The organism is Candidatus Paceibacterota bacterium (assembly GCA_041661265.1).
GTDB lineage: Bacteria > Patescibacteriota > Minisyncoccia > JAHIHE01 > JAGLIN01 > JBAZUT01.
The window spans coordinates 165,396-177,979 of the sequence record JBAZUT010000001.1 but is presented as its reverse complement, the minus strand read 5'-3'; the positions used below and the strand labels follow the sequence as shown (position 1 = coordinate 177,979).

Sequence of the window (12,584 nt, the reverse complement as noted above, 5' to 3'; positions counted from 1 at the left end):
AGTAATCCGGAAGAGCTGAAATAATAATTAAAATCAATGAAATATAAATTAAAAATCGAAGTTATTGGCGTAAAAGCGAGCCTTTTTTTGCTGGCCAAAAAGGGAAATGCAGTCGATGAGTTGAGCTGGATCGACAGCAGGGATCTTGCGGAAAAAATTCTTGAGAATATCGAAGCCTTGTTCGTGAAAAATCATATATCGATCAAAAACATATCCGAGGTTGTCTTTGATTGCGATTCGCCGTATTATAAGAAAAAGAAGAGCGCCTCATTCGGGCTCGAGAATGAAAATTCAAAAGGAAAATGCGGATTCACTTCATGGCAGATAGGGGAGATGACTGCAAAAACATTGAATTACTGTCTCAGGAACAAGGCGGAGTGGTTCTGATCTCAGTTGCCAAATTTGTTGAGAATATTATTAGGTTGTGGTACAATGTATCCATAACAAATAAGCATATGCTTATGACCCATACCGATAATTTAAAAAAAAGAATATCGTACACTTTGCTTTGCATGCTGTTCGGTTTCAGTCTGGGTGTGATCTTTCTATCTTCGGTCATTAATCTCGGGGATGCCGGATCAAGATTGAAGAATGCCGCAAGTATCGGAAGAGAAGGAAGCGTCCTGAGCGACAGCAAGAACGAAGAAGACTGCGTCATAACTGATAATCAGGCTATCCGGGACAACAGTGAGAATGACACTCTTTTCATAGGCTGTAATGGGTTTTTTTAGAGCAGGTTCGTGGCAGATTTCACTCCACTTTAATGAGCCGATATGCTTGAAATCAAAGATCTTCATGTTAAATATAAGAATACCGGAAAGATAGCTCTTCGCGGTATTTCTTTGATAAGATCCCGCTTTCGGACCGTCCAATAATAATATTAAGAACACTATGACAAAACGAAAAACACTCTTTGCGAGAAAAATAAATCTGTCGTCCAGATCATCATCACCAACTTCGAGAACACCTTCGGGTGGGTGAAGAACATAGGGATGTAGGGTTGATAGTCGAAAGTCTCTAAAGTCAAAGGTCTGTAAAGTGGAAATGCGAGATGTAACAAAAAAACCTTTCTGTTCGGGAAGGTTTTTTGTTTAGGGTATCCATATTTGAGAAGATCGATACTAATTATGCATATATTTTTTATCTATTATTTCTTTTGCCAGTTCCAGATCCCGAATCGCCTGCGGGGACATTTTATATCTGGTTCGAAGATATTGAGTAAAGTCCGGAAGGAAATCCGATTGTTTTTTCGTGAAACCCGCTTCTTCAAGCATCGATGAGATCGATATGCCATAGAATTCGGAGAGGCTAACGAGCGTACTGATCCCGATCGTATTGAAAAAGCTGCCATTCTCGATCTTCGAAAGATAACTGGGAGAGATGTTGTTCTTCTTTGCGACGTAGCGTATGCTGTATCCATTGTCTATTCTTATCTTTTTCAGATATTTACCCAGATTGTCGATGCATCTTGGATTGTTGTTTCTGCCATTGTCTTGGGTTGTGATGTTTTTTACAAAAGGCATTATTATGAAAATTAGTTGTTATCCTTCAGCTTCATGCTGGATCGCAAGGAATCCGATCAGATTATTTTTATCATCAACGATCGGGTTGGTGTAATCTTCTATTCTGATCAATCTGCCATCTTTCGTCTTGTTCAGTATCTTGCTTTTTATAACCTGTCTCGCAAAGATCTTTTGTTTCAGGTCTTCGTGTTCTTTATCGCTTATTTCATGACCCCTTAGAAGCTTATAACTTGCTTTTCCAATGATTTCGTTTTTATCATATCCATAGATTTTCGTGAATTCCGGATTTATAAAAGTAATTACCCCGTCTTTATCCGTCATGAAGATGACCTCATTCGAGTATTCAACCGCCTTTTTCATTTTGGTCAGTTCCTTTTCCCGCTCTTTTCTTTCTGTTATGTCGAAAAATACAGCCATCCAGGCGGTCGGTTCTCCCTTGCTGTTCTTAATGGGGGAGTGCAGTCCCAGTACGAAAAGCGTTTCTCCGTTTTTTTTACGGAATTTCAATTCGAAACTGCGCATTGGGACCTCTCCTCTAACCTTCTTTTTTAATCCCTCCGAGATCGCTTGCGCATCGTCCGGATGCCAAAAAACAAATGGCGGTTTCTTGCCGAGCAGCTCTTCCTCGTTGTATCCGGTCATCGTGCAAAAAGCGGGGTTGACATATGTCATAACTCTCTCAAGATCGACAATCGCAATTCCTACAAGAAGCGAGTGTTCAATGGATTTTCTGAAAGAGTATTCCTTCTGCAGTTCTTTTTCTTGCGCTTTTTGTTCGGTAATATCCCTTCCGCAGCTTACCGTTCCGATTATCTGGTCTTTTTTGAATATCGGCGCGGTATTTACGGATAATATAAAGATGTCTCCATTTTTCTTTTTTACCCTGATTTCGTATTTATTGACATTTCCGGACATAACGCTTTGAAAAATAGCTCTGATCCGGTCAATATCTTCTGTAAAAAGCAGAAGTTCAAAGCTTGCACCTACCACCTCCTCGGGCCTATACCCACTTATTGATTCAGCTGCTTTGTTTATATAAACAAACTTGCCGTTCGTGTCCAACGACCAAATGACATCATTTGAATTTTCGACTAGCGTACGATATCTTTCCTCGCTTTCCAATAGCAGGTTTTTAGAAATTTTTTCCTCAGTAATGTCTTTTGCAAAACTTACAGTGCCGATAATTTTTTCGTCCTTGTATATTGGTGCCGTATTCACTGATAAGATCAGCGAACTTCCGTCAGCCTTATTGACCTTTGCTTCATAATTGTTTTTTTCTCCCCGCAATGTCCTGGTGAAAATATCCTTTATTCTGGGAATATCCGCGGGGGATAGCATTAATGTGTAGCTTTGTCCTATTATTTCTTCTTTTTTCATGCCACTGCATATTTCGGCCGCAGGGTTTATGTAGGTGATCTTGCCTTGCGTATCAAGAATATAGATCATGTCATTCGAGTTTTCAACCATTGTGCGGTATCGCTCTTCGCTTTCGATCAGAAGATTTTCAGACTTCTTTTTTTCCGTGATGTTCCTGCCGATAGCTATCAGGCCCTCGATCTTTCCATTCTTATAGAGAGCGTTAAGCTTAATCCAGACGTCGATCAATTGGCCGCTCTTCTGTTTTATTTTAACCTCAAACTGTTCTGGATTTCCGGAAAAAGCGGATACTATTATTTTTTTTAAGCGTGGCAGATCCTCCCTCGGGATTAACGGCTCGTAGCTTCTGTTTTCGAGCTCACCCAATTGATAGCCGAATAATTTTTCAGCTTCTTTGTTGAAAAATGTTATATTTCCTCTGAGGTCTCCGACCCAAATGGGATCATTTGAATCTTCGATGATGTTCCGGTACTTTTCCTCGCTTTCTTTCAGCAATTCTTCCATTTCTTTTCTGTCGGAAATATCGATTATTATTCCCCTGAGCCCGTCAAATTCTTTTCTTTCATTTAAAATAGAAGAGATATGTATAAGGGCGGGGAATGTGCCGCCATCTTTTTTCTTTGCGATCTTTTCGCAAGAATGGAACTTTTTTTTTCTGATGAAGTCTATGGTGCAATCTTTGATCTTGATGGCATTTTCTTCCACAAACAACTTGTCAAAGCTCATTCCGTTCGCATAATCATTGCTGTTATAGCCAAAAACCGAAATGGCATTATTGTTAAGAAAGGTCAGATTGAAACCGGGATCGGTTTCGAATATGATCTGTGGCAGGGAATCCGCGAGTTCCCTGTACCTTCTCTCGCTTTCAAGGATATTGTCATTTATAGCCCCGACGATCTTGGACGAGGGGCGTTTTTTGATTATTGTTTCAATTGATTTTTTGAAATTGCCGAAAATCATGGATATTATTGATTATTGCTGGTCAAGGGAGTTCGATTAAAGTGATTCAGATAAAATTGAAATAATACGAGTAATAGCATGTTAAGAATTGTTGAAACAATAGCTAGAATCGCCTGTGGATAACTTTTATATATTTTATCATACGATTTAACAGATGTAAATATCTATATGCATTGTGTAGATTATAGGACTCATTATTGGCCAGTAATAAACATAAAGATCGTGTAAAATACATTTAAGCGATCACAAAAAGAAACATCTGTGTATTATAGGATATGATATTGACCGTGTATTGAATAATACAATCCCCGATGATACAATAAATACATCAGAAACTTCACATACTAAGATAATAACCAAATACAGATGAAAACGACCGAATACAGAAAGCACGATCAATTGGTGCATTGCGCGAAATGTAACGGAGTATTGTTAAAAAATGTCGAAAAAAAGGATATGTCAGGAGAGGTGTCTTTCTTAACGAGATGTCCTCATTGTGGAGGTATTGTGGATATCAAATTATCCCTGCAAGGCAATTTTTTAGAAATGAGTGCGGGGACATAAATGGAGCATGGGGGAATCAGGCCAGGGAGGGGTGTTTTTTGGCTGGCAGACCGGCTTGACAGGATTATTTATTCGTATATAATATACATATATCTAAGTTTGAAGTTAAAAACTTAAACTTTATGATTTATAAAACAATTTAGAAGGAGTTATGGAGTTGTGCCGACAGCGCGCGCTGTTTTGGCTTGTTTTTGTATCTTAAAAAATATTTTTGCATAGATAATAACAGGATATCGATAGTAGATCAAAAATAGATCAAAATTCACTTTGTAAAATAATTTATTATATATTTATTTCAAGCATAATCTAAAAGAACATGCCCAAAAAAGACCTGCTACCATTAAGATCAACGCGAAGATTTTTTAGAAAAAGAAGAGAAGTGGTGGAGCCGCCATTTCTGATCGAGTCGCAGATACAATCATATAAGTGGTTTATCGAAAAAGGACTCAGGGAACTTCTGGAAGAAGTTTCTCCGGTGGTCAGCTTTAATAAAGAACTGGAATTGGAATTTGTCGATTACTATCTCGACAAAGTAAAATACGACGAAGAAACATCAAAGAAGAAAAACATTTCATATGAAGCTCCGCTCCGATGCAAAGTGAACCTGATAAACAAGAAAACCAAAGCATCCAAGGAACAGGAAATATATTTTGGAGAATTTCCGATCATGACGGATCGGGGCACTTTTGTGATAAACGGAGTGGAGCGAGTCGTGGTGAGCCAGCTGATCAAATCGCCCGGCGTGTTTTTCCATTACTCGAGCGAGAAGGAAGAGAAAAAATTCTTCGGGGCGAAATTGATCCCGACGCGCGGCGCATGGCTTGAGATCGATACGGAATCCAGTGGAGCGATCTTTGTAAGGATCGACAAGAAAAGGAAAGTTGCAATAACATCCCTCATGAGAGCGTTTGGGAACGGTACTGACGAACAGCTCTTGAAGCTGTTCTCGGATGTTGATACGGGAGAGATCAAGTTTATAACCGAAACCATCAAGAAGGACGTCGCCAAATCACAGGCCGAAGGATTTATTGAGGTTTACAAAAGAATAAGGCCGGGAGACCTTGCGACATCTGACAATGCCAAGCAGTTGATCGAAGGCATGTTCTTCAAATTCGACAGGTATGATTTGGGAAAAGTCGGACGCCACAAGATCAACCAGAGATTGAAGATCGACCTTGCTGATAAAGTGGAGCATAGGGTTTTCCAGCCGAACGATCTTATTCTGGCGGTCAAGGAGATCATCAAATTGAATAATTCCATAAATGCTTCGGCAGACGATATCGATCATCTCGGAAACAGAAGAACGAGATCGGTCGGAGAGCTTATCCAGGAAAGGTTCCGCTTGGGGCTGATGAGGGTTGAAAGGAATATAAAGGACAGGATGAGCACCATAGATTCAAATACGGCGACCCCTGCTCAATTCATAAACACCAGGCCTCTCATTGCTGTGATCAGGGAGTTTTTCATGTCCAGCCAATTGTGCCAGTTCATGGATCAGGTCAATCCTCTTGCCGAGCTTGAACACAAAAGACGGCTTTCTGCCATGGGTCCGGGAGGACTCACAAGGGAAAGAGCCGGGTTCGAGGTGCGTGATGTGCACAGAAGCCATTATGGAAGGATCTGCCCGATTCAGACCCCTGAAGGTCCGAACATCGGATTAGTCGGACATCTTTCGATTTACAGCAAGGTGAATGATTTTGGTTTTTTGGAAACACCGTACAGGAAAGTTGTCAACGGAAGAGTTACAGACGAGGTTGTATATCTCGATGCGGCGGTTGAAGAAGAAGCTTCGATCGCGCATGCCAGCGTTCCCACTGACGAGAGCGGAAAGTTCACTGAAACGGAAGTACAAGCCAGGATCAAGGGCAGGCCGGGAATTATCAATGCGAAGGAAGTCGATTATGCCGATGTGTCTCCCAATCAGGCGATCAGCGTCGCAACATCTCTCATACCGTTCCTTGAACACGATGATGCGCACAGGGCGCTCATGGGTTCGAACATGCAACGACAAGCCGTGTCATGCATTTTGCCGGATTCTCCGGTTGTCGGAACCGGGCTTGAGATGAAAGCAGCAGTCGATTCGGGGCATGTGATCCTTGCCAAGGAGCCGGGAGAAGTCGTCGAGGTGGACGGTTCTCATATAAAGATAAAGCATAAATCAGGATTCGATGAATATAATCTATATAATTTTGTAAGGTCCAATTCCGCAACCTCTATGACCCAGCACCCAAGGGTCGGAAAAGGGGAGATGGTGAAAAAGGGAGATATCCTCGCCGATGGAGCCGCAACGCAGAACGGAGAACTTGCATTGGGCCAGAATCTTCTTGTTTCCTTCGTTCCGTGGGAAGGCGCGAATTTTGAGGACGCCATCATAATATCCGAAAAAGTTGTGGAAGATGACCGATTCAGTTCGATCCATATCGAAGATTTCTCAATCGATGTCAGGGATACCAAGCTGGGTCCGGAGGTCATCACCAGGGACATCCCGAACGTCGGAGAAGAAAAATTGAAAGATCTTGATGAAGACGGGATCATCCGAGTCGGAGCGGAAGTCAGGTCTGGAGATATTTTGGTCGGAAAGATAACGCCTAAAGGCGAAAGCGATCTGACTGCGGAAGAAAGATTACTCCGATCCATCTTCGGAGAAAAAGCGAGAGACGTGAAAGACACTTCATTGTATCTGCAGCACGGCGAACAGGGAAAAGTCGTCGATATCAAGATATTTTCAAGAGAGCAGGGAGACAAGCTTTCCTCGGGGATCATAAAAACGATCCAGGTCAGCGTGGCGCAGCTCAGGAAAGTACAGGTCGGAGACAAGCTTGCGGGGCGTCACGGGAACAAAGGTGTCATCTCGAAGATCCTTCCGGTTGAAGATATGCCATACCTCGAGGACGGAACCCCGGTTGATGTCATCCTGAATCCGTTGGGAGTCGCCAGCCGTATGAACATCGGCCAGATCCTTGAAACGCATCTTGGCTGGGCCGCTCAGAAGCTCGGTTATAAGGTTGCGTGCCCGGCGCTGGACGGAATAACCGAAGGGGAAATAAAACGCGAGCTTGAAAAAGCGGGACTTCCGACCGACGGAAAAGTTGATCTTTATGACGGCAAGACCGGGAGAAAATTCGACAACAAAGTGACGGTCGGGATCGTATATATAATGAAACTGAACCACTTGGTCGAGGACAAGATCCATATGAGGTCTATCGGTCCGTACTCTTTGATAACACAGCAGCCTCTCGGAGGAAAAGCGCAATTTGGCGGACAGAGATTCGGAGAAATGGAAGTCTGGGCGCTGGAAGGATATGGAGCGGCTCACACTTTGCAGGAAGTCCTGACCATAAAGTCGGACGATGTTCTCGGCAGGTCCAAGGCCTATGAATCGATAATCAAGGGAGAGAAGATCAAAAGTCCGCATGTTCCGGCTTCGTTCCATGTTCTTGTGAACGAGCTCAAGGCGCTTGCTCTCGACGTCGAGCTGATGGGTGCGAAGAAAGTTGAAATTCCGGAAGAGGGGATCGCGGAAGCCGAACCCAAGGAAGCAAAGTAGTTTTCGGACACAAAAATTTTCAATAAATTTATTTATAATTTCATAAATCATGTCAATAAACACTAAGGTTGAAGATTTTAATGCCGTAAGGCTTAAACTCGCAAGTCCGGAGGAGATCCTGGAGTGGTCAACCGGGGAAGTGACGAAACCCGAGACGATCAATTACAGGACTCAGAGGCCTGAAAAGGACGGGCTGTTCTGCGAGAAAATTTTTGGTCCGACGAAAGACTGGGAATGCTATTGCGGAAAATACAAAAGGATAAGATACAAGGGGATCGTCTGCGATAAATGCGGGGTCGAAGTGACCAAGTCGATCGTAAGAAGGGAAAGAATGGGGCACATCAAGCTTGCCGTTCCGGTGGCGCATATCTGGTTTCTCAGGGGTGTTCCTTCGAGCATCGGTCTTACGCTTGATATGTCTGTCCAGAATCTCGAGAAAGTCGTCTATTTTGCAAGCTACCTCATTACCAATGTGAACGAAGAGGAAAGAAAGGTGGTATCTGATCAGATAGAAGCGGAATATAAATCCAGGGCAAAGGCGGGAAAATCAAAATTGACCGTTCCGGAATTGAACGAACTCAAAGAAGCGAGGGACAAAGCGAAAGAAGATCTGAAGAGCATCAAGAAATTGAAGGTGATCTCTGAAATGGAATACAGAACTCTGTCTTTGAAATATGCTTCGGTTTTCAGAGCCGATATCGGAACCGGCGCGATCAGAAAAGTATTGGAAGAGGTTGATCTTCCCAAACTTTCCAGAAAACTTGAGAAAGACCTCGATGAGATCCCAAATGCCTCAGCTCAGAGGAAAAAGACCATGAAGAGATTGAGAGTCGTGCAGGGATTCATAAAAGCGGGGATCAAGCCGCAATGGATGTGTCTTGATGTCCTTCCCGTGATACCTCCCGACCTTCGCCCGATGGTTCAGCTTGACGGAGGAAGATTTGCGACATCCGATCTCAATGACCTATATAGAAGAGTGATAAACAGAAATAATCGTCTGAAGAAATTGATCGAGCTCGGGGCTCCCGAAGTCATTTCCAGGAACGAAAAAAGGATGCTTCAGGAAGCTGTTGACGCTCTTATAGATAACAGCGCGAGAAAAGGCCAGGCAACTATGGCCGCAACCGGCAAAAAGAGGCAGCTGAGGTCTCTTGCGGACATGTTGAAAGGAAAACAGGGAAGATTCAGACAGAACCTTCTTGGAAAACGCGTTGACTATTCTGCGCGTTCCGTTATCGTCATCGGTCCGACTTTGAGGCTGGACCAGTGCGGACTTCCGAAGAAAATGGCCCTTGAACTTTTCAAGCCGTTCGTAATGAAAGAACTTATTGAAAGAGGTTTTGCATATAATGTGAGGAGCGCAAATAAATTGATAGAACAGGGTATAAACGAAGTGTGGGATATCCTCGAAGAAGTGATCCAGAATAAAGCGGTACTTTTGAACCGCGCTCCGACTTTGCACAGGCTCGGTATCCAGGCATTCTATCCGGTGCTGATCGAGGGAAAAGCGATCCAGATCCATCCGATGGTCTGCAAGGCGTTCAATGCCGACTTCGATGGAGACCAGATGGCTGTCCATCTTCCTCTCACCGAAGAAGCGCAGAAAGAGTCCAGGGAGATCATGCTTTCGGCAAGGAATCTTCTAAAGCCTGCGACCGGAGATCCGATCGTGACGCCGAGCCAGGACATAGTTCTCGGATGCTACTATATAACCAAGATGATCGACGGCAAAAAGGGAGAGGGCAAGGCTTTCAATAATTTTGACGAAGCCATAATGTCTTATGAGCTTGGTATGATCGATCTGGTTTCAAAGGTAAAACTGAAGACTTCGGTGATAAAGGACTATCCTTCGAAATATCTGACTGCGGAAGAAAAGAGCGGAAAATATATTGAAACTTCCGTCGGAAGGATAATATTCAACAACTCTTTGCCGGATGAACTGAGGTTCATCAATAAGGTCATGGATTCCTCATCCCTGAAGGCGGTTGTTGCCGATTCTCTCGAACTGTTAGGCGCGGAAAAAACCGTGTTGCTCGTCGATAAGATAAAAGAACTTGGATTCTATTATGCGACAAGGTCGGGAATCAGCTGGGGAATGGATGACCTGAAGATTCCGGGAGAAAAGAAAGCCATTTTCAAGGAAGCTGACGGCAAGATCGAAGAGATCAGGAATCAATATGAAGAAGGACTTCTCACGAATAATGAAAGAAGGATAAAAGCGATCGAAGTCTGGACCGCCGTAAAGAATACGATATCGAAAATGACGCCCGGAACTATCGGAGAAGCCAGTCCTGTCGCGTACATGATCAATTCCGGCGCACGAAGCAACTGGGCTGTTATAACCCAGATGACCGGCATGAAGGGGCTCGTTGTGAACCCGTCCGGAGAGACGATCGAACTTCCGATAAAGAGCAGTTACAAGGAAGGATTCAACGTGCTGGAATATTTCATTTCCACCCACGGCACAAGAAAAGGAATGGCCGACACGGCTCTCAGGACCTCGACCGCAGGATATCTTACGAGAAGGCTTGTCGATGTTGCGCAGGATGTTATCGTCCATGAACATGATTGCGGAGACCCGACGTCAATGGAGATCATTGCCGAAGAACATGAAGATATTGGAAGGAGGCTTTCCATGAGGATCGCAGGAAGGACGGCGTTTGCGGATATAAAGAATCCCAAATCAGGGAAAGCCATAGTCAAAGCGGGCGGGCAGATCAGCAAGGATGATGCAAAGCTGATCGAGAAGCTTGGAGTGAAGAGCGTGTTTGTCCGAAGCGTTGTGGATTGCAAGACAAGAAGAGGGCTTTGTCAGATGTGCTATGGATTCGATCTTGGAAGGAATAAGATGGTGGAGATCGGACAGGCCGTCGGCATCGTTACCGCGCAGGCGATCGGAGAACCCGGAACCCAGCTTACCATGAGGACATTCCACAGCGGAGGTGTTGCCGGAAAAGATATCACTCAGGGACTTCCGAGGGTTGAGGAAATATTCGAAGCAAGGCTTCCGAAAGGCAAGGCAGTCATCGCGGAAGTTGATGGCAAAGTTGATGAGATCGAAGAAGGTCTTGAAAAGAAAACCATAAAGATAAAATTCAATCCGGGAGTCGAAGCGCTGTCGGCAAAGGAGAAAGTCGATGATATAAGGAGCTACACAGTCACTAAAGACACTGCGCTTCTGGTCAACAAGGGAGATCTTGTGACCATTGGACAGCAGTTGGTTGAGGGACATGTGGATCTTCAGGAGCTGTTCCTTCTCAAGGGCATCGAAGCTGTGAAAAAATATATCATCAAGGAAGTTCAGCAGGTATATACGGCGCAGGGAGAGGGGATCGATGATAAGCACATCGAGATAATCATACGCCAGATGCTATCAAGGGTCCGCATCAAGGATCCGGGAGATACGAACCTTCTGATCGGAGACGTTGTAGAGAAAGCCCAGCTTCTTGATGCGAATGACAGAGTTTTAGCGGATAACAAGAAGAACAAAGCTATTACCGATAAGATCAAAAAGAAAGCGACTCATGATCAGATCCTGCTCGGGATCACGAAAGCGTCGCTGACCACCGAGAGCTTCCTGTCTTCGGCATCGTTCCAGGAAACAGCGCGCGTTCTCATAAACGCTGCGATAACCGGAAAAGAAGACAAGCTGAGGGGACTCAAGGAAAACGTGATCATTGGAAGACTGATCCCATCCGGGACAGGATATAAAGGAAGGATCGCGCAAGGCGAATAATATCTTTCAGGATAAAAAGATCCGGCCATGGAAATGGCCGGGTTTTTAAATCGGTATAAAAGGATATAATAATATAAAAAAATAAGCCCATTTTGAGCTTGTTAGCAAATTTTAGATTTTTTTATGGAAGCGAAGCTTGATCCCGGACACATCATCAGTTTTCTGACGGTTTCAAAATACGTTCTTGGATTTTTTATTTCGGATAGAACCTCTATTTTTATTCGTGTATCTTGGGGCTTATTACCAGCTTCCATATCTCCACCCTTGGAAAGAGATATTATGATACAGGGCATCAATTCCAAAGGCGTTTAAGTCTTAGCAATTTATTTCTCCGACGGGAACGAGTTTATAACTTGAACCATGAGTTTCTGACTTATAAAGCATAGGAATAATTGATTCAAGTCAGAGATATTGAACCAGCAAAAAAATAAAGCTCGTTGTTTGAGCTTTTATATATTGTTTGAACCTGGATTTGCCATCTTTAGAGTTGAGATTTTTTTATTTTGGCGCAACTTTTGCCCGGACACATAAAGACGCTGTATACCGTTTCAAAATATGTTTGCGGATTTTTTATCTGAGATACATCGGTTATTTTTTCCGGTTTGTCGAAGGGCGTATCGTTAGTTTCCATATCTCCACCTCTGAAAAGTAATATAATATAGATAGGGGAAAATGTAAAGATTTTATATCTGATATTTAACATTGCATTTTCCTAAGGCCGAGCTTTAGGATTATTTCTTCCGGCAGGCAAGTCTGTTCCTGCAAGAGGTATTATAATTTCCAATATCTAATATCCAATTTCCAGTTTACGATCCATTTGACACGTATGGCAAATGTTTATATAATAAGAATAGCTTGAAAAGCAGAAAGTTATTTA

At 43.3% G+C, this 12,584-nt stretch carries 7 protein-coding genes; 4 read left to right on the top strand and 3 right to left on the bottom strand.

All coding sequences use genetic code 11. The features are described 5' to 3' along the window. The first annotated feature begins 36 nt into the window (after positions 1-36). On the top strand, positions 37-387 hold the full coding sequence (locus tag WC788_00935) for a hypothetical protein (protein MFA6096174.1): 351 nt from the start codon (positions 37-39) through the stop codon (positions 385-387). After that, complete coding sequence (locus WC788_00930; protein ID MFA6096173.1) at positions 318-731, top strand: hypothetical protein; 414 nt, start codon at positions 318-320, stop codon at positions 729-731. The genes WC788_00935 and WC788_00930 overlap by 70 nt, the downstream gene beginning before the upstream one ends. Positions 732-1,121: 390 nt before the next feature. Here the strand turns inward: WC788_00930 and WC788_00925 are convergent, their stop codons facing one another. Next, a complete protein-coding gene (locus tag WC788_00925; GenBank protein MFA6096172.1) occupies positions 1,122-1,523 on the bottom strand; it encodes a helix-turn-helix transcriptional regulator in 402 nt (133 codons plus the stop codon). 18 nt (positions 1,524-1,541) lie between these two features. Next, positions 1,542-3,860 carry a PAS domain-containing protein gene (locus tag WC788_00920; GenBank protein MFA6096171.1) on the bottom strand — a complete coding sequence of 773 codons (2,319 nt, stop codon included), beginning with the start codon at positions 3,858-3,860 and terminating at the stop codon, positions 1,542-1,544. A gap of 880 nt (positions 3,861-4,740) precedes the next feature. Here WC788_00920 and WC788_00915 point away from each other — a divergent pair. Together WC788_00915 and rpoC are read left to right on the top strand one after the other, a co-directional pair. Then, entirely contained in the window at positions 4,741-7,971 is a 3,231-nt protein-coding gene (locus WC788_00915; GenBank protein MFA6096170.1) for a DNA-directed RNA polymerase subunit beta, read from the top strand. Between the two features lie 49 nt (positions 7,972-8,020). Further along, positions 8,021-11,707, top strand: coding sequence for a DNA-directed RNA polymerase subunit beta' (gene rpoC / locus WC788_00910; protein ID MFA6096169.1), 3,687 nt, complete (start codon positions 8,021-8,023; stop codon positions 11,705-11,707). A 481-nt stretch (positions 11,708-12,188) separates the two neighbouring features. Here the strand turns inward: rpoC and WC788_00905 are convergent, their stop codons facing one another. Beyond that, positions 12,189-12,338 carry a hypothetical protein gene (locus tag WC788_00905; protein ID MFA6096168.1) on the bottom strand — a complete coding sequence of 50 codons (150 nt, stop codon included), beginning with the start codon at positions 12,336-12,338 and terminating at the stop codon, positions 12,189-12,191. Positions 12,339-12,584 lie beyond the last annotated feature (246 nt).